General features: G+C 69.1%; 19 protein-coding genes. 14 read left to right on the forward strand and 5 right to left on the reverse strand.

Going from position 1 to position 18,465, the window contains the following annotated elements; all coding sequences use genetic code 11:
- Together MHY20_RS07000 and MHY20_RS07005 are read right to left on the reverse strand one after the other, a co-directional pair.
- The coding region (locus tag MHY20_RS07000) for a hypothetical protein (protein WP_239375860.1) at positions 1-199 on the reverse strand (199 nt) is incomplete at its 3' end.
- Positions 196-1,566: a PspC domain-containing protein gene (locus tag MHY20_RS07005; RefSeq protein ID WP_239375862.1), complete on the reverse strand. Its 1,371-nt coding sequence runs from the start codon at positions 1,564-1,566 to the stop codon at positions 196-198. The genes MHY20_RS07005 and MHY20_RS07000, both read right to left, overlap by 4 nt.
- A 14-nt stretch (positions 1,567-1,580) precedes the next feature.
- Here MHY20_RS07005 and MHY20_RS07010 point away from each other — a divergent pair, with 14 nt between their 5' ends.
- From MHY20_RS07010 to MHY20_RS07025, 4 genes are all read left to right on the forward strand, one after another.
- On the forward strand, positions 1,581-2,948 hold the full coding sequence (locus MHY20_RS07010) for a PspC domain-containing protein (protein WP_183376660.1): 1,368 nt from the start codon (positions 1,581-1,583) through the stop codon (positions 2,946-2,948).
- The gene (locus MHY20_RS07015; RefSeq protein ID WP_183376658.1) at positions 2,945-3,598 is read left to right on the forward strand and encodes a response regulator transcription factor; all 654 of its coding nucleotides are present in this window, start codon (positions 2,945-2,947) and stop codon (positions 3,596-3,598) included. The genes MHY20_RS07010 and MHY20_RS07015 overlap by 4 nt, the downstream gene beginning before the upstream one ends.
- Positions 3,599-3,691: 93 nt before the next feature.
- Positions 3,692-3,964 carry a 2Fe-2S iron-sulfur cluster binding domain-containing protein gene (locus MHY20_RS07020; RefSeq protein ID WP_183376656.1) on the forward strand — a complete coding sequence of 91 codons (273 nt, stop codon included), beginning with the start codon at positions 3,692-3,694 and terminating at the stop codon, positions 3,962-3,964.
- A 35-nt stretch (positions 3,965-3,999) separates the two neighbouring features.
- Positions 4,000-4,308, forward strand: coding sequence for a 4a-hydroxytetrahydrobiopterin dehydratase (locus MHY20_RS07025; RefSeq protein WP_183376654.1), 309 nt, complete (start codon positions 4,000-4,002; stop codon positions 4,306-4,308).
- Here MHY20_RS07025 and MHY20_RS07030 read toward each other — a convergent pair.
- Positions 4,292-5,080, reverse strand: coding sequence for an SDR family oxidoreductase (locus MHY20_RS07030; protein WP_183376652.1), 789 nt, complete (start codon positions 5,078-5,080; stop codon positions 4,292-4,294). The two genes, MHY20_RS07025 and MHY20_RS07030, sit on opposite strands and share 17 nt — an antisense overlap.
- Positions 5,081-5,272: 192 nt before the next feature.
- Between MHY20_RS07030 and MHY20_RS07035 the strand changes: the two genes are divergently transcribed.
- From MHY20_RS07035 to MHY20_RS07080, 10 genes are all read left to right on the forward strand, one after another.
- Positions 5,273-6,589 (forward strand): MFS transporter, encoded by a 1,317-nt coding sequence (locus MHY20_RS07035; RefSeq protein WP_183376650.1) that lies wholly within the window; start codon positions 5,273-5,275, stop codon positions 6,587-6,589.
- Positions 6,590-6,700: 111 nt separating this feature from the next.
- Positions 6,701-8,566, forward strand: a complete 1,866-nt coding sequence (locus MHY20_RS07040; RefSeq protein WP_183376648.1) for a BCCT family transporter — start codon at positions 6,701-6,703, stop codon at positions 8,564-8,566.
- Positions 8,563-9,366, forward strand: coding sequence for a creatininase (locus MHY20_RS07045; RefSeq protein ID WP_183376646.1), 804 nt, complete (start codon positions 8,563-8,565; stop codon positions 9,364-9,366). Before MHY20_RS07040 ends, MHY20_RS07045 begins: the two co-directional genes overlap by 4 nt.
- A gap of 132 nt (positions 9,367-9,498) precedes the next feature.
- The gene (locus tag MHY20_RS07050) at positions 9,499-10,743 is read left to right on the forward strand and encodes an aminopeptidase P family protein (protein ID WP_183376644.1); all 1,245 of its coding nucleotides are present in this window, start codon (positions 9,499-9,501) and stop codon (positions 10,741-10,743) included.
- A gap of 164 nt (positions 10,744-10,907) precedes the next feature.
- Complete coding sequence (locus MHY20_RS07055; RefSeq protein ID WP_183376642.1) at positions 10,908-11,687, forward strand: IclR family transcriptional regulator; 780 nt, start codon at positions 10,908-10,910, stop codon at positions 11,685-11,687.
- A gap of 97 nt (positions 11,688-11,784) precedes the next feature.
- Positions 11,785-14,460, forward strand: a complete 2,676-nt coding sequence (gene valS / locus MHY20_RS07060; protein ID WP_239375864.1) for a valine--tRNA ligase — start codon at positions 11,785-11,787, stop codon at positions 14,458-14,460.
- A gap of 8 nt (positions 14,461-14,468) precedes the next feature.
- Positions 14,469-15,266: a fused MFS/spermidine synthase gene (locus tag MHY20_RS07065; RefSeq protein ID WP_239375866.1), complete on the forward strand. Its 798-nt coding sequence runs from the start codon at positions 14,469-14,471 to the stop codon at positions 15,264-15,266.
- A 127-nt stretch (positions 15,267-15,393) separates the two neighbouring features.
- Entirely contained in the window at positions 15,394-16,044 is a 651-nt protein-coding gene (locus tag MHY20_RS07070; RefSeq protein ID WP_239375868.1) for a hypothetical protein, read from the forward strand.
- Positions 16,041-16,478 carry an OmpA family protein gene (locus MHY20_RS07075; RefSeq protein ID WP_183376636.1) on the forward strand — a complete coding sequence of 146 codons (438 nt, stop codon included), beginning with the start codon at positions 16,041-16,043 and terminating at the stop codon, positions 16,476-16,478. The genes MHY20_RS07070 and MHY20_RS07075 overlap by 4 nt, the downstream gene beginning before the upstream one ends.
- A gap of 44 nt (positions 16,479-16,522) precedes the next feature.
- Positions 16,523-17,002 carry an SRPBCC family protein gene (locus MHY20_RS07080; protein WP_239375870.1) on the forward strand — a complete coding sequence of 160 codons (480 nt, stop codon included), beginning with the start codon at positions 16,523-16,525 and terminating at the stop codon, positions 17,000-17,002.
- A 28-nt stretch (positions 17,003-17,030) separates the two neighbouring features.
- Here the strand turns inward: MHY20_RS07080 and MHY20_RS07085 are convergent, their stop codons facing one another.
- Positions 17,031-17,633, reverse strand: a complete 603-nt coding sequence (locus tag MHY20_RS07085; RefSeq protein WP_239375872.1) for a hypothetical protein — start codon at positions 17,631-17,633, stop codon at positions 17,031-17,033.
- The gene (locus tag MHY20_RS07090) at positions 17,633-18,355 is read right to left on the reverse strand and encodes a GntR family transcriptional regulator (RefSeq protein ID WP_183376630.1); all 723 of its coding nucleotides are present in this window, start codon (positions 18,353-18,355) and stop codon (positions 17,633-17,635) included. Before MHY20_RS07090 ends, MHY20_RS07085 begins: the two co-directional genes overlap by 1 nt.
- Positions 18,356-18,465 lie beyond the last annotated feature (110 nt).

The raw sequence follows: 18,465 nt of genomic DNA on the forward strand, positions 1-18,465 counted from the left end.
CGGTGGGCGCGGGGCGGGCGGGCCGGAGGAAGGCCGACGGCAGCATCGCCAGCACCCCGGCGCTGAGGATGCCCGCGGCGATCAGCCACAGCGGCAGCGCATCGCCGAGCACGAGCACCGCCGCGAACAGGCCGGTCAGCAGAACGAAGAACAGCCCGGCGCTCACGCCCCAGGCGCTCGAGGTCATGCGGGAGATCATCGTGCCTCCTTCCAGGTGACGTCGCCGACGCCGAGGCGCCCGATCACGCGGACCTGCACAGCCGACGGGTTCCACGCATCCGTGCCGCGATGCTCCGTGCCGCGCTGCCTGCCCATGCCGGTGGTGATGTCCGAGCCCACATCCCAGGAGTGCTTCGGCATGATCACGGTGACGTCCCCGACGGGCCGGTCGCACACCACCCGCATCGCCAGCTGCGGGGACTCGGCGGCGGGGGCCGACGGGTTCTTCGCCCGCCACTGCGCCTCCGCTTCCGCCGGGTCGGGCGGCGGCGGCAGCGCGGACATGTCCAGCACCACGGGCGTGGACCAGTCGCGCGGACCGCCCGGTGAACAGGGCACGACCGTGCCGGGCTCGTACTCGGCGACGCTCACCACCACCGGGTCCTGGTGGCGGGAATCGGTGAGCCGCACCCACATCACCGAGCCCGCGAGCGCGACGGCGCACACCGTGCCGAGGACCACGAGTCGCGTATCGGTGCGGCCGCGCAGGCCGAGCACGATCAGCGCCGCGCCGGTGAGTGCGAGGGTCGCCGAGGCGCCGGCGCCGATCCGGCCGATGAAGGCCAGCGGCCCGTCAGGGTTGAGGGTCGGCGCGAGGTGCGGGAAGAGGGACAGGATGCTGAACGCAGCGATGCCGGTGAGCGCGGCGATCGCGAACAGGACCGTGGAGGTGCGGGGATCCGTCGGCCTTCCACCCGGGTCGGTGGTGGCGTCGACGCGGCCGGTGGCGCGGGGATCGGCGTCGGCGCCCCACGCCAGCGGTGCGTCGCGGCGCAGACGGCCCACGAGGTCGGCGAGTTCGTGCTCGGTGAGGATGCCGGCTCGGGCACCGAGCTGCCCGACGATGTAGGCGGAGCGGGCGCGGGAGGACTGCCAGCCGCCCACCACGACGATCGCCAGCAGCACCAGCAGCAGCGGCAGCAGGAATGCGAGGGCGAGCACGAACCAGCGGATGTAGGCCCAGACGGCGAGCCCGGCGAGGATCACCGCCGGGGGGATCGCGGCAGCGATGACGAGGTCGCCCGGCTGCGGGCGGCGCCGGCGCAGCGCCTGCAGGGGCGTGTCGAAGCGGGAGCCGGGCAGCTGGCGCGGCAGCAGGATCAGCAGGATCAGGTAGATGAGGGGGCCGATGCCGAGGATGCCGAGGAGGACCGCGCAGGCGCGCACGAGGCGGGCGGGGAGGCCGAACCCGTCGGCGAGAGCGAGGCACACACCGCCGACGAAGCCGCCTCCGGGCCGGCGCACCACGCCGTAGCGCAGGGCGCGGTCGCGCGGTGTGAGGGAGCGGGGCGGCGCGATGACGGTGTCGAAGACGCTGCGGGACCCGTCGTCGTGGGGTTCTGCCATGGCACCATAGTGGCATGCCCGAGATCACCCAGCCGTCGGCCGATCGATGGGCGCGGACCCTCACCGACGCTCAACTGGTCGGCGTGTGCGGCGCCCTCGCCCGCGGCTGCGGTGTGCCGGTCGCCCCGATCCGGGGCCTGACCCTTCTGTCCTTCGTGATGATCTTCGCCGCTGTGCCGGTCACGCTCGGCCTCAACCAGCCGCCGATGGTCGCGCTGACGTTCGCGGGCCTGGCCAGCGGCATCGTGTTCGCCTACATGGTGGCCTGGTGGGCACTGCCGCTGGACGAATCGGCGGAGCGGGAGCTGCTGATGGGGCTCTCGCAGGCGCCGATGCGAGGCCGGCCGGCGCTGTCGGATGCGTCGATGGCGCTGCGCTCCCCCGCCTCGCAGCTCCTGCAGTGGATGCTCATCGCTGCTCTCGTCGGCGCGGCCGTGATGCTGACGGTGACCGGCATCGGCACCACGGTGGTGTGGGCGCTGCCGAGCTGGCCCCAGATCGCCGCGTTCTGCGGCATCAGCGCCGCCGGCATCGCCCTCGGGGTGCTGCCGCTGAACGCGGTGGACCGCGCCCGGTGGGGCGGTCGGATCGCGCAGGTGCCCTCGGTCGCGATCGTGGCGCTGGGGCTGTCCGTGGTGCTGCTGCTCGCCGGGTCGCTCGGCATGGCCGCCGCCCTGTTCGGCCCCCGCGCTCTGCTGGTGGCGCTGGCCGTCGCGGTCATCGTGATGCTGCTGGTGGCGGCAGTGCTGGTGCCGTGGCTGCGGCGACTGTGGCGGGGCCTGCAGGAGGAGTCGCAGGAGCGGGCGCTCGCGCAGCAGCGCCAGGAGATCACCGCGCACCTGCACGATTCGGTGCTGCAGACCCTCACCGTGATCCAGCAGTCCGGCCGCGACGGCGAGTCGATGAAGCAGCTCGCGCGGCTGCAGGAAGCGGAGCTGCGGCGATGGCTGTACGGGCAGCAGGACGCCCAGGCGGAGGCGGACGGCAGCAGCCTGCGCACTGCGGTCGAGGAGATGTGCGCGGATCTGCAGGCAGAGCACGCCGTGGAGATCGTGACGGTCATCGTCGGCGACGCCCCCCTGTGCCCCCGGGCGCGGCCGCTGGTGAAGGCGCTGCGGGAGGCGACCAGCAACGCGGTTCGGCACGGCGGCACCGGTGTGCGGGTGTTCGTGGACATCTCCCCCGACGTCATCGAAGCGTTCGTGCGCGACCGCGGTGAGGGCTTCGACCTCGACGCGGTGCCGGAGGACCGCCTGGGTGTGCGAGAGTCGATCATCGGCCGGATGAGGCGCGCCGGCGGCACCGCCCGGGTGCGCCGCGCCGCCGGCGGCGGCATGGAGGTGGCGCTGCGACTGGAGCGCCCCGAGGAAGGACAGCCATGAGCACGAAGGACACGGTGAGGATCGTGGTGGTGGACGACCACCGCATCTTCCAGCTCGGCGTCATCGACGAACTGCAGCGGGCCGACCCGTCGATCGAAGTGGTCGGCACGGCCGCGACCGTCGACGAGGCGATCACCGTGATCGGGCGGGAGAAGCCCGACGTGGTGCTTCTCGACGTGCATCTGCCGGGCGGCCACGGCGGCGGGGGTGCGGAAGTGGCGCGCTCCGTCGGCGAGGAGGTGCGGTGCCTGGGCCTCAGCGTGTCCGACGCCGCCGATGACGTCATCGCCGTGATACGCGCCGGCGCCCGCGGCTACGTCACGAAGTCCATCACCGGCGAGGACCTCGCGGATGCGGTGCACCGGATCGCGGAGGGCGATGCGGTGTTCTCCCCGCGCCTGGCCGGGTTCGTGCTCGATGCGTTCCGGGGGCAGGCGCCGCCGAGGCCGACGGAGCTGGACCTCCTGTCACCGCGCGAGACCGAAGTGATGAAGCTGATCGCCCGCGGGTACACGTACCGGGAGACCGCGAGCGAACTGTTCATCTCCGACCGCACCGTGGAGACGCACATGTCGAAAGTGCTGAAGAAGCTGCAGGTATCCAACCGCTACGAGTTGACGCGGTGGGCGCGGGACCGGTTCGTGATCTGACCGATGTGATGGAGCAGGCAGACCCTTCGGGTCCACAGCGCCCGTGTGAGAACCTGTGTGCGCTGTTCCCATCAGCTGGATCGAGGAGATGACATGTCCCTGTTCGGAGAGCCGTTCACCGCGAAGTGCCTGAAGTCGCAGAAGACCGTCGAGGTCGAAGAGGGCCAGTCCCTGCTGCAGGCCCTGCTGGACGCCGGCATCGACATGGACTACTCCTGCGAGGGCGGCGTGTGCGGCACCTGCGTGGTGCCGCTGGTGTCCGGCGAGGTCGACCACCAGGACGAGTTCCTGATGGACGACGAGCACGAGACCCACATGACCACCTGCGTGTCCCGCGGAATCGGCGAGATCGAGATCGACGTCTGATCCTGCGCCCAGCGCACCTGGCCTAGCGTGGGGCCATGACGAAGAACCACGATTCCATCACCGACGCCGCGGCGGCCGAGCGCATGCCGCAGTGGCGCATTGAGGACTCCACCGCACACCTGCAGGCGAAGGGCCGGTCCTTCGCGGATGCGATCCGCTTCGTTACCGGCGTTGCGGAGCTCGCGGAGGCCGCTGACCACCACCCCGATATCGACATCCGGTTCAACCGGGTGCGCCTGGCGCTGTCCTCGCATGACGTCGGATCCCTCAGCGACAGGGACGTCGCGCTCGGCGAGCAGATCGTTCGGCTCGCAGAGGAGCAGGGGCTCACGGTGTCCGCTTGACCTCGAGGGGTCGGCGCATCAGTTTGTGGGCCGCCGCCTGCGCCACCGGCCGCATCGTGATGAGGTCGAGGTTGACGTGGGCGGGCAGTTCGATGCTGTAGGCGATGACATCGGCGACGTCCTGCGCGGTCAGCGGCTTCTCGACGCCCTCGTAGACGGCATCGGCCGCGGCCTGGTCGCCGCCAAGGCGGGTCAGGGAGAACTCGTCCGTGTGCACGAGACCGGGCGCGACTTCGATGACGCGGATCGGCTCGCCGGCGAGTTCGAGCCGCAGGGCCGCTGCGAGCATGTGCTCGGCCGCCTTCGCGGCGTTGTATCCGGAACCGCCCTCGTAGGCGACCTGTGCGGCGGTGGAGGTCAGGAAGACGATGTCGCCGCCGCCGGCGGTGCGGATCTGCGGCAGCAGCGCTTTGGTGACGCGCCCGGCGCCGAGGACGTTCGAGGCGTACATGCCGGTCCACTTCTCGAAGTCCGCGCGCTCCACCCAGTCCACTCCGAGGGCGCCTCCGGCCACGTTGATGAGGGCGCTGACGCCCTGGGGGAAGAGCTCGGCTGCGCGTTCGGCGAGGCGGTCGACGGATGCCCCATCGGAGACGTCCACGACGAGTGTCGAGACGCCGGTCTCGGCAGCAAGCGCCTCGAGCCGGTCGCCGCGGCGGGCGACGGCGAGGACGTGGAACCCGTCGGCCTGCAGGCGGCGGGCGACGGCGCGGCCGATGCCGGAGCTCGCGCCGGTGACGACGGCGGTGCGCTGATTCTCGTTCTGGTGCATGCGGATTCCTCCGGGGATCGGGGCGGGTGATGCTGTCATCGTACGGCGATGCCCGGGCACTCGCCGGGCGAAGCAGTAGACGCAGATCACAGTCGGTGGTTCAATAGCCAGCCAAGGAGTTGCAATTCCCGCAACCCGGTTGCCTTCGGCGCGGCGATGACGCCTGCAACGCCCCCGACTCAAAGGATCACGATGAGTTCAGCACCCACCTCCACCACCCTGTCGGGCCAGCCCCGCAAGGCCGAGACCCTCCGCCAGACCCGCACGCGGGTCCTCACCGCCAGCTTCATCGGCAACTTCGTCGAATGGTTCGACTACGCCGTCTACGGCTACTTCGCGGTGGTCATCTCCGAAGTCTTCTTCCCGGATTCGAAGAACAAGCTGCTGCTGACCTTCGGCCTGTTCGCGATCTCCTTCCTCATCCGCCCGCTCGGCGGCTTCTTCTGGGGACACCTCGGCGACCGGATCGGTCGGCGCACAGCTCTGAGCTGGTCGATCCTCATCATGAGCGCCGCCACCTTCTGCATCGCCCTCATCCCCGGGTACGCCACGATCGGCGTGGCCGCTCCCCTGCTGCTGCTGGCGTGCCGCCTGGTGCAGGGATTCTCCGCCTCCGGCGAGTACGCGGGCGCCTCCGCATTCCTCGTGGAGTACGCCCCGGCGGACAAGCGGGGCCGCTACGCCGCAGTGGTCCCCGCCTCCACCGCCACCGGCCTGCTGATGGGCTCGCTGTTCGCAGCGGTGTCCACCGCCGTCCTCACCGATGCGCAGATGCACGACTGGGGATGGCGCGTCCCGTTCCTGCTCGCCGCACCGATGGGCCTGATCGGCCGCTACATCCGCAACAAGCTGGAGGACACCCCGGCCTTCCAGGAGATCTCCGCGGAGGACGAGGTCATCAAGGCCCCGATGATGCAGATGTTCCGCGACCACTGGCCTGCGCTGCTGCGAGCCTTCGGCGCGGTGCTGCTGAACGCAGTGGGCTTCTACGTGATCCTCAGCTACATGCCGACCTACTTGTCCGAGGTCGTGAAGCTGGATTCGACCCTGAGCTACATCGCCACCACGGTCGCGCTCATCACCTACATCGGCTTCATCTTCGTCACCGGCTCGCTGTCGGACCGCTTCGGGCGCCGACGGGTGCTGATGGCCGCGGCGGTCCTGGCCGTGGTGCTGACGATTCCGGCATTCATGCTGCTGAACACCGGCAGCTTCGTCGTGATCCTGCTGGTGCAGGTGGTCCTGGGCTTCGCCCTCACGCTCAACGACGGCACCCTGCCGAGCTTCCTGTCCGAACTGTTCCCCACCCGGGTGCGCTACTCCGGCTTCGCCGTCAGCTTCAACCTGGGCAATGCGATCTTCGGCGGCACCGCGCCGGCGATCTGCACCTGGCTGATCGCGACGTCCGGTTCGCAGATCGCGCCGTCCTACTACCTGATCGGCGCCGCTGTGGTGTCGTTCATCGCGGTGGCGCTGTCCCCCGAGACGAGTCGTCGCCCGCTGACCTGAGGAGTCCGTGATTCCATCGTGACCCCGGTCACGATATAGTCTTTTGCAACCTAGTTGTTGCTGACGCAACTTTTTGACCATCTGCGCCGCGCCTCGCAAGGAGGAGAACGCATGCCCTCATCATCCATCCCCCCAGCATCACCCGGCTCCCAGCCACCGACGGAGCAGGTGGGAGTCGATCTCCCCCGCTTCCGCGGACGGTCGATCCCGCCGATCGACTCCCTCATCATCAAGGTGCTGCCGCCGATCCTGATCGTCGCACTGGTCATCACCGTGACCGTGGCACCAGATGCGGCCTCGGACTTCATCTCCTATCTGCGCACCAAGGTCACCTCCGGCTGGACCTGGTACTTCGTGATGTACTCGCTGATCGCCGTGGCGCTGTGCACCTGGCTGTGCTTCTCGAAGGTCGGCAAGGTGCGCCTCGGTGGGCCGAAGGCGAAGCCCGAGCACTCGAACTTCGCCTGGTACTCCATGCTGTTCGCCTGCGGCCAGGGCATCGGCCTGATCTTCTGGTCGATCGCCGAGCCGATCATGCTCAAGCCGGAGAGCGAGCACCGCGTCATCGCCGGCGGCGCCAACACCGGTGATGTCGGCATCGTGTGGACGTACTTCCACTGGGGTCTGACCGCCTGGATCATGTACGGCGCCGTCGCCGTGTGCCTGGCGTACTCGCACCACAACCTCGGCAAGACCCTCACCTTCCGCGAGGCGACCGTGGACTTCCTGCCCCGCGCCGCGCAGCGCCCCGCCGGCGTGGTCGTGGAGATGCTCGCGATCATCGCCACCACGCTGGGCCTGGCCACCTCCTTCGGCTTCGCCGCCATGCAGTTCTCCTCCGGCATCGCCTCCTTCACCGGCCTGACCAGCTCGCCGGTGCTGTGGTTCACAGTCATCCTCGGCCTCGGCGCGCTCACCGCGGTATCCGCCTTCATGGGCGTCAACAAGGGCATGAAGCGGATCTCCGAGCTGAACTCCTACCTGTCGGTGGCCCTGATCGTCGGGGTGTTCGTATTCGGACCGACCGTCTACATCCTGTCCACCCTGTTCGAGACCTTCGGCTCGTTCATCCAGAACTTCATCTCGATGAGCTTCTACACCGGCGCCGACGGCGCCACCGGCCCGCTGGAGACCTGGCAGGACTCCTGGAACGGCTGGTGGACCGTGTTCATCTGGTGCTGGGTGATCGCCTTCAGCCCGTTCGTGGCCGGCTTCATCGCCCGCATCTCCCGCGGCCGCACCATCCGCAGCTTCGTCCTCGGCGTCACCATCGTCCCCTCCCTCATCGTCATGGTCTGGGTGGGCATCATCGGCGCCGCCGGCCTGTTCTACGACCAGCGATCGAATGAGGCGATCTCCGGCGCCATCGCGGAGGACACCTCCGCGGGCCTGTTCGCAATGCTGGACATGATCCCCGTGGTGGGCACCGTCCTGCTGGTCGTCGCGACCATCCTGGTGGCCACCTACTACGTGACCTCCCTGGACTCGGGCACCTACGCGCTCGCCGAGTTCGTGTCGGCCCCGAAGAAGTCCGGCCCGTGGTTCCGCGTGATCCTGGTGTTCTCGATCGCAACCGTGGCGGTGGTGCTGCTGTCCATCGGCGGCAGCGCCGTGGTGGACACCGTGCAGACCGGCACGATCCTCGGCGCATTCCCGTTCTCGTTCGTGCTGCTGATCATGTACTTCAACCTGTTCCGCCGCCTGCGCGCCCGCAACAAGAAGATCAAGCAGCTGGAGCGCGCGGTCAACGACCCGAACCATCGCCCTGAGGATGCATTCGTGGACGAGCACGGCATGCCGATCGAGGGAACTCCGCACCCGCACAACATCACCCTGGCGATGGAGGAGGGCAAGGACCCGTTCTCGCGAACCGGTGAGATCGAGATCCCCGAGGAGTTCCGCCGGGACCCGGCGGTCGCCGACATCGACTACGACTTCGACACCCGCAGCCCCAAGCCAAAGGGAGGACAGAAATGACCGAGCAGCCCATCGACCTGGCACTGTTCGATGCCGTCGCCTACCGCGAGTGGACGGAGGGGACCTCGGTGGTGCTGATCCCCGTCGGCGCGTTCGAGCAGCACGGCCCCCACATGCCGCTGGGGACGGACGCGATCCTGTCCACGGCGATGGCCCGCGGGACAGCGGAGCGGATCAACCGCGTCGCCCCCGGGGCGGCGGCGGTGGCGCAGCCGTTCACGCACGGCTACAAGTCGCAGCAGAAGTCCGGCGGCGGCGACCACCTGCCGGGCACCATCAGCCTCGACGCCTCCACGCTGATCGCCCAGACCCGCGACATCGCCCGCGGCTTCCTCCAGCAGGGGGTGAGCCACGTGGTGTTCGTCAACGGGCACTACGAGAACTACCAGTTCCTGTACGAGGGCATCGACCTGGCGCTGCGGGACCTCGGGATCAGCGAGGAGGGCGGGCAGTCGGCGATGCTGCTGAGCTATTGGGACTTCGTCACCGAGGACACTCTGCGCGCCGTCTACCCGGACGGCTTCCCCGGCTGGGACATCGAGCACGGCGGGGTGCTGGAGACATCGCTGATGCTGCATCTGCGTCCCGAGCACGTGCGGATGGAGCGGGCGGTGTCGCATCCTCCGGCGGAGCTGCCGCGCTTCGACCGTCTGCCGGTCATCGCCTCCCGCACCCCGGAGACGGGGTGCCTGTCGGCGCCCGACGGATCCTCGGCCGAGAAGGGTGAGCTGCTGTTCGCGCAGGCGGCGGGCCTGATGGCAGAGGACATCGCAGCCGAGCTCCGGCTGGCATCCGCGTGACGGAGCGCAGGACTTGACGTTCGTCACACCATGAGTATCCTTGAGGGGAACGGCGTTGCAGGTGCCGCAACAGGGCAGGCAGGTCCGTTCCCTTCAACTTTTCCACCGTTCTTTCGACCACAAAGGAGTGTCATGAATACCACCGTCACCTCGGTCAACGACCTCGACCGCCTGAAGACCCTGCACAACGGTGAGAAGCAGCAGCTCACCTTCTCCGATGCCGAGTTCGAGCGCCGCCTGAAGGGCCTGCGAGAGATCATGGCCGCCAAGGACATGGACGCGGTCATCCTCACCTCGTACCAGGGCATCAAGTACTACTCGGACTTCCTGTTCACCTACTTCGGCCGCTCCTACGCGCTCGTGGTGACCCAGAAGAACACCACCACCGTCACCGCGAACATCGATGCGGGCATGCCGTGGCGCACCAGCTTCGGCGACAACATCGTCTACACCGACTGGCGCCGCGACAACTTCTACTACGGCCTGCAGGAGGCCCTGAAGCGCGACGGCGTCAAGGCCAAGAAGATCGGCATCGAGGACGACACCGTCCCCGCCCTCATCCGCGAGCGCCTTCAGGATGCCTTCCCGGATGCGACCCTCGAGGACGTCTCGCAGGACGCCATGCGCCAGCGCATGATCAAGTCCGCCGAGGAGATCGAGGTCATCAAGCACGGCGCCCGCATCGGCGACCTCGGCGGTGAGGCGATCCGCCAGGCGATCCGTGAAGGCGTCATGGAGTACGAGGTGGCCCTCGCCGGCACCGAGGCGATGACCCACGAGATCGCGAAGACCTTCCCGCACCGCGAGGTGCGCGACACCTGGGTGTGGTTCCAGTCCGGCATCAACACCGACGGCGCCCACAACTGGGCCACCACCCGGAAGCTGCAGAAGGGCGACATCCTCTCCCTCAACTGCTTCCCCATGACCTCCGGGTACTACACGGCACTGGAGCGCACCCTGTTCCTCGGCGAGCCGGACGAGGAGTCGCTGCGCCTGTGGAACATCAACGTCGAGGTGCATGAGCGCGGCCTGGAGCTCATCAAGCCCGGCGCGGTCTGCAAGGACATCGCGCTCGAGCTCAACGAGATCTACGCCGGCTACGGCATCCTGCCCAAGCGCACCTTCGGCTACGGCCACTCCTTCGGCGTCCTCTCCCACTACTACGGCCGCGAAGCGGGCCTGGAGCTGCGCGAGGACATCGAGACCGTGATCGAGCCGGGCATGGTCGTCTCCATGGAGCCGATGATCACCATCGAGGACGGCCAGCCGGGCGCCGGCGGCTACCGCGAGCACGACATCCTCGTGGTCGGCGAGGACTCGGTGGAGAACATCACCAAGTTCCCGTACGGCCCGGAGAAGAACATCATCGAGGCCTGATCCTCCTCCGCCGCCGGGGCCGGTCGTTCACTGCGAACGGCCGGCCCCGGCGGCATGTGCGCACCCGGCCAGTCCGCGGTCACGGACGGAGGCCCGGTGCGCTTCGCCCCATTTACGCCGGATTCCTCAAGATTCCTTCCCGATTGCGATTGGCTGAGACGACTATGACCGACTCCGAATCCGCAAAGAACCCGTCGACCATCGGCACCATGATCGAGGTGCTGCGCTGCTTCACCGTGAACGAACCGGTGCGCGGCGTCACCGACATCGCCGCCCAGGTGGGACTGCACAAGTCGTCCGTGTCCCGCATCCTGCAGACCCTGCAGCAGGAGCGCCTGGTGGTACAGGACGAGCAGTCCCGCAAGTACGAACTCAGCTGGGGTCTGCTCGGCATCGCCGGGCCGCTGCTCAGCCAGCTGTCGGTGCGGAGGGTCGCCTACCCGCTGATGGAGGACCTGCGCGACTCCACGCAGGAGACGGTCTCCCTGGTGGTGTTCGACGGCCTGGAGGGCATCTCTGTGGAGCAGGTGGCGAGCCCCCGCCACATCAAGCACACCTCCCCCATGGGCACGCGGTACAGCACGGGCCATTCCGCCAGCATCCAGGTGTTCCTCGCCCACGTCGAGGAAGAGCGGGTGCGTGAGCTGCTGGCGGAGGGCCGCTTCGAGTTCACTACGGCCCCGTCGGCCGAGGACTACCTCGCGGCGCTGCGGCAGGCGCGCGCCGACGGGTTCGCGGCGAACGCCGGCCTCACCCACCCGGACGAGGTGGGCATCGCCGCGCCCGTGTTCGACCATCGGGGCATCGTGACGGCGGCGCTGATGATCGCAGCTCCGCGCTACCGCACCGATGACGCCCTCATCGCACAGCTGGGGCCCGCCTGCGCGGACGTCGCCTCGGTGATCAGTGAGCGGATGGGGTTCGCCGGCCACGTGGAGGACTGAGCGCGGCTCGGGCCGTCGCGCCCGCGCCCGGGGGGTGCGAGCAGTGCCACGCGCCGCAGCGTCGGGCTGCGGCGGGGCATCTGAGACAATGGGCCGCATGAGTGAGATCGATTCCCGCGCAGGCCACGACTCGGCCGCGAGCGCACCCGCCATCCCCGCCAAGCCCAGCCTGGAGGGCCTGGAAGAGAAATGGGACCAGAACTGGACTGACTCCCAGGTCTTCGCATTCGACCCGGACACCACCCGGTCCGAGGTCTTCTCGATCGACACCCCTCCCCCGACCGCGTCGGGCTCCCTGCACATCGGCCACGTTTTCGCGTACTCGCAGTCGGACATCATCGCCCGCTACCAGCGGATGACCGGCAAGAACGTGTTCTTCCCGATGGGCTGGGACGACAACGGCCTGCCCACCGAGCGCCGCGTCCAGAACTACTACGGTGTGCGCTGCGACCCGTCACTGCCGTACGAGGAGGGCTTCGAGCCCCCGCACCGCGGCGGCAACGCACAGACCGCGAAGCCGCAGAACCAGCAGCCGATCTCCCGCCGCAACTTCATCGAACTGTGCCTGGAGCTCACCGGTGAGGACGAGAAGGCGTTCGAGCACGTGTTCCGCACCCTCGGCCTGTCCGTCGACTGGGGCCGCCTCACCTACCAGACCATCAACGCGAAGGCCCAGGCCACGAGCCAGAAGGCGTTCCTCGACCATGTCGCCTCCGGCCACGCCTACCAGGCGGAGGCCCCCACCCCGTGGGACACCACATTCCGCACAGCGGTGGCGCAGGCCGAGCAGGAGGACCAGGACCGCCCGGGCGCGTACCACCGCGTCGGCTTCACGAAGCCGGACGGCGAGAAGGTCTTCATCGAGACCACCCGCCCGGAGCTGCTGCCCGCCTGTGTGGCACTGGTGGCCCACCCGGACGACGAGCGCTACCAGGACCTGTTCGGCACCACCGTCACCTCCCCGCTGTTCGATGTGGAGGTGCCGGTGAAGGCGCACGAGCTGGCGCAGATGGACAAGGGCGCCGGCATCGCGATGATCTGTACGTTCGGTGACGCCACGGACGTGATCTGGTGGCGCGAACTGGACCTGCCGACCCGCGCCGTGATCGGCCGCGACGGCCGCTTCATTCCCGAGGCGGAGTGGATCACCTCCGAGGAGGGCGCGGCCCACTACGCCGAGGTCGCCGGCGCCACCGTCTTCACCGCGCAGAAGCGCATCGTGGAGAAGCTCACCGCCTCCGGTGATCTGGTGGGCGAGCCGAAGAGGATCACCCACCCGGTGAAGTTCTACGAGAAGGGCGATAAGCCCCTCGAATACGTGACGAGCCGCCAGTGGTACATCTCCAACGGCGGCCGCGACACCAACCTGCGCGCCGAGCTGATCACGCGCGGCGAGGAGCTGGAGTGGTTCCCGCCGTTCATGGAGTCCCGCTACCGCAACTGGGTGGAGAACCTGACCGGTGACTGGCTGGTGTCCCGCCAGCGCTACTTCGGCGTGCCGATCCCCGTCTGGTACGGGGTCGCGGCCGACGGCTCCCCGGACTACGACACGCTGCTGACGCCGTCGGCGGAGCAGCTGCCGATCGATCCGACCCTGCACGTCCCCGAGGGCTTCACCGAGGAGCAGCGCGACCAGCCGGGCGGCTTCACCGCCGACCCCGACATCCTCGACACCTGGGCGACCAGTTCGCTGACCCCGCTGCTGGTGACGGACTGGCTGGGCGAGCAGGACATCCTGAACAAGGTGTACCCGTTCGATCTGCGGCCGCAGGGCCACGACATCATCCGCACCTGGCTGTTCTCCACCGTGGTGCGCTCCCACCTGCTCACGGATTCCCTGCCGTGGAAGGGCGCCACGATCAACGGCTGGATCCTGGATCCGGACCGCAAGAAGATGTCGAAGTCCAAGGGCAACGTGGTCACCCCGATCGACCTGCTGGAGCAGTACGGCTCCGACGGCGTCCGCTACTGGGCGGCACGTGCCCGCCAGGGCGCGGACACCGCGTTCGAGGAGGGGCAGATGAAGATCGGTCGCCGCCTGGCGATCAAAGTCCTCAACGCCTCGAAGTTCGCGCTCGGTTTCGGCGAGGCCCCGTCGGACCCCGCGGGTGTTCTCGCGGCTGACCCGGCCGCCGTCACCGAGGCGCTGGACCGCTCCATGCTGGCGGCGCTCGCCGACGTGGTGGAGCAGGCGTCCACCGCGCTCGCGAAGCACGACTACGCCCGTGCCCTCGAAGTGATCGAGCCGTTCTTCTGGACGTTCTGCGACGACTTCATCGAACTGGTGAAGTCCCGCGCCCACGGCCACGCCGGTGAGGAGGCCGCGCTCAGTGCCCGCGCCGCCCTCACGATCGCGCTGGATGTGCAGCTGCGCCTGTTCGCGCCGTACCTGCCGTTCGCGACCGACGAGGTGTGGTCCTGGTGGCGCACGGGCTCCGTGCACGCCCAGGCGTGGCCGCAGGCCGCTCCCCTGCGGGAGGCTGCGGGCACGGAGACCGGCGAGCTGCTCGATGTGGTCAGCGCCGCGATCATCGTGGTCCGCAAGGTGAAGAGCGATGCGAAGGTCTCGCAGCGCACCCCGCTGCTGCGGGCCGCTCTGCATGTGCCCGCCGCACAGGTGGAGCTGCTGCGCCGCGACGCGGACGACGTGTGCCGCCTGGGCTCCATCGAGGACCTCACGATCGAGGCGATCGATGAGGGTGCGGAGGACCAGTCGATCCGGGTGGAGGGCGCTGAGCTGGGCGAACCGCCGGCGAAGCGGCCGCGGAACTGACCGCTGCCGTGACCGCGCGAATCCGCCTTGCCGGCAGCGGCCAGGACGCCGTCATCGAGCCCGCTGAGGTGGGCGAGGGCCACGTACTGATCCTCGACGGCGCGGAGCAGTCCCACGTGGACCTCGCGGACCCGTCGGCGATCCGCCACGAGTACCTGCGCCGCGTTGCGAACGTCGTCGATTCGCTGCCGGCGGGGCCGCTGCGGGTGCTGCACCTCGGCGCCGGGGCGCTGACCCTGGTGCGGTACGTGCAGGCGCTGCGGCCCGGCTCGGAGCAGACCGTGGTGGAGCTGGAGGCGGAGCTGGTGGGCTGGGTGCTGCAGCACCTGCCGCTGCCGGCCGGCACCCGCCTCACCGCGGTGGCGGACGATGCGCTGGCGATCGTGCACCAGCTGGAGGCGTCCTCGTTCGACTGCGTGGTGGTGGACATCTTCACCGATACGGGGCCGACGGATCTGGGCGCCCCGCAGTTCTACACCGCCCTGCTGAAGCTGTTGACTGACCGGGGCGTCGCGATCGTCAACATCGGAGACTCCCCCGGTCTGCAGCTGTTCTCCCGCCACGCCGCTCTGATGGAGGGCGCCGCGGAGACCGCGGGCATGGGCGGGGTGTGGACGCTGACCGATGCGTCGATGCTCGCGGGGAACCGGCCGGGGAACCTGATGCTGGCGGCCGGTCCGGGCCTCTCCCCCGCCGCGGGCATGGATGTGTCTGCCGAGGCGCAGCGGTGGCGCGCGGCGGGGCCGCACCCGTCGGCCGTGCTGGATCCGGACGGGACCGCGGAGCTGGTGCGGCGCTTCGCCTGATGGGGTGGAGTGCCCGGATGGGGACGGGGACCCGTCTCCGGGGCGCGACAGGGTACCCAGGGAGGCCCTAGTCTCGGAATCAGCGGCGGCACCGAGCCGCCCATGGTTTCGGGAAAGGACCAGCACGATGCACCCCACCACAGCAACCAGGCGCGGCGCCCTCGGCCTCCTCGCCGCGAGCGGCTTCGGCCTGACCGCCTGCGGCGCCAACTCGAAGGCCTCGGATTCGAGCGACCCGGCAGGCTCCGCGGCCGCACCGGCGGCCTCGAAGGCACCGGAGGCCGACAGCGCGTCCGACGGCGGAGGCGCGCGTGACAGCAGCGCCTCTGACGGAGGCGGCGCAGGCACCACCGCCGGCACGCCCAGCAGCACCGGCGCCGACCCCATCGCCACCGCGGAGGTCCCCATCACCCGGCCCGGGGATCCGGACGCCACAATGACTGTGTCGCTGCTGGCACTGACCCGCAGCGGCGACACCCTCGAGGCCACCTACGAATACACACTGCACGCCAGCACCGATGGTGACTCCGGGCGGATCGACAGCCTGCACGAGTTCAACGGCGCCACCAAGTTCCGCCCGTTCCTCATCGACCAGAAGAACCTCAACAAGCATCTGGCGATCGATGAGGTCTCCACAGAATCCACCGAGCTGGTCCTCAACCCGGAGAAGCCGAAGCGCGGCCAGTGGGTGTTCGGCGCTCCGCCCGCGGACGTCACCGCCATGGACGTGGTGCTGTGGACCGGGGAGCCGCTGGTGAAGCAGGTGCCGATCCGATGAGCACCATCGAGCCCCTGAACCCCGAGATCATCCCGCTGAAGCCGCTGATCGAACCCCTGGAGCAGGAGTCCACGGACGGCGCCGACCGCGTCATCACCCTGAACTCGGACATCCTGTTCGACTTCGGTCGGCACGACCTCTCGAAGTCCGCCGCCGCAAAGATCGTGGCGCTGGTGTCGAAGCTGCCGGACGGCACTGAGGTGCGGGTTGAAGGGCACACGGACTCGGTCCCCTCCAGCATGGGCAACGATGTGCTCTCGCAGAAGCGCGCTCAGGCCGTGGCGGATGCGATCACGGCGGCTCGAGCGGACCTGACTCTGACGGTGAAGGGATTCGGCGAGTCGAAGCCGATCGAACCGAACGAGAAGAACGGTGAGGACAACCCGGAGGGGCGGGCGAAGAACCGTCGCGTGGAGATCCGCAGCGCGGCCTGACCGAGCGGGGCGGGTGTTCAGGTGATGGCCGTAGCGTCGGTGCCATGACTGCTGAGCACTCTGCTGCCCGTGTCCCGTCGAAGCCGTTCACCATGTCGTACAGCGTCCGCGTGGACGGACCTGCCGACGAGCTGTGGGCGATCGCCGCGAACCCGCACCGCCACCATGAACTCGACGGCTCCTCCTCCACTGGTACCGATGCGATCGGCCCGGACGAGCTGCGGCACGGCGACGTGTTCCGTGTCCGCACCACGAAGTTCGGCCTCACCTACCGCCTGCCGATGCGGGTCACCGAGTCGGTGCCGGGCCGCACGGTGGAGTTCCGCCACCCGCTCGGCTTCCGCTGGAGGTGGGACTTCGAACCGGTCCCGGGGGCCGACGGGGTCAGCATCGCCACCGAGACCTTCGACTATTCGCATGTCCCCTCGATCGTGCTGCGCGGGTGCCGGCGACTGGGTGTGTTCGAGGGGAACGAGGAGTCGATCTGCTCCTCGCTCGATCAGTTGGCGCGGCGGTACGCCTGAAATCGCGAGGGGGCCTCATCGGTCCGTGTCACTGGGCGGCAGACTCTGGTCGACTGCGCTGAACCGCCAGCGCGGTGATCACACCGGTGGGCAGGAGCAGCAGGTGCGGCAGGGGGATCGTCCAGTCGCCACTGAGCGCGCCGTACACGATCCAGGAGGCGCTCGCCGCGGCGGTCAGCCAGTACATGGCGGCGCTCACACCGGCGGCGCTGTCCGGTCGACGGATCACGCGGACCATCTGCGGCAGGTTGATCACCGCTGTCACCACCACGGCGGCGGCCGCCACCGCTGCAGGTGACAGCAGGCTCGTCCCGACGACCACGGCGAGGATGCTGAGCAGAGTCAGCAGCAGGCGCACCCGCAGCTCGGGCCGGGCCCGACCCACGAGGAAGGCGATCAGGGCGAACCCGATCGCGATCGGCACCTGGCCGACGAGCAGCGGCACATCGACCCCGTTGCCCTGCAGGGCGTGCACGGACCAGAGCACCCGGCCGGTGAAGCCCGCGATGATGGTGCCGAGCGCGATGCCCTCCACACTGCGGAATGCACGCGCCACCTGCGGCCAGGCGAGCAAGCAGTTCAGCGCGATGCCGAGCACGCCGGCGGCGGAGGCGATCAGTGCGGCTGGCATCACAGCACGGCGCGGACCGCCGCTTCGAAGCCGTCCACGTGGGCGCTGACCATGTCGGCGGCACGGTCCGCGTCGCCGTCGATGATCGCCTCCATCAGTGCACGGTGCTCCACGATGTGCTCGGAGATCGTCGGCATCCGATCCAGCACCACGCACCAGATGCGGGTCACGAGGTTGTCCAGGCGGATGAGCTCCCCGGCGAGGTGGGTGTTCTCCGTGGCGGCGTAGATCAGGCGGTGGACGTCGACGTCGTACTCCAGCAGCTCCCGTCGGCTCATCGCCGACGGATCCAGCTGCCCGATGTCGTCCGCGACGCGCCGGAACACCTCCCGGTCACCAGGCGTGAGGCGCTCGGCCGCGAGGCGGGCACCGAGCGGCTCCAGCACCCGTCGGACCTCGAAGATCGACTGCAGCTCGGTGATGTCCACGTGCGTGGCGAAGGTGCCGCGGCGCGGATACGACACCACCAGCTGGTCGAGCTCCAGGCGCTTGAGCGCCTCGCGCAGCGGGGTGCGGCCCACGCCGAGCTCGGTGGCCAGGGCGCTCTCGTTGATCGGGTCGCCGGGACGGATGTCCAGCATGATGAGCCGCCGCAGCACGTCAGCGTAGGCGCGCTCGGACATCGACCCCTCGCCCGCCTCCGCGGTGCGCTGCCCCTGGATGATCGCGAGCCCGTTGCCGGCGGACAGCGGTGCGTCGTCGGTCGTGGTCTGCGAACTCATGCGGAAATCTCCATCGGATGGCGGTACTGAGCTGGACTGTTGCACTGATCAGAACAATGTTGCGAAAAATGCTTGACGGGGCGTGATGGCGGCCATACTATCAACCACAA

Source organism: Helcobacillus sp. ACRRO (assembly GCF_022347125.1).
Classification (GTDB): domain Bacteria; phylum Actinomycetota; class Actinomycetes; order Actinomycetales; family Dermabacteraceae; genus Helcobacillus; species Helcobacillus massiliensis.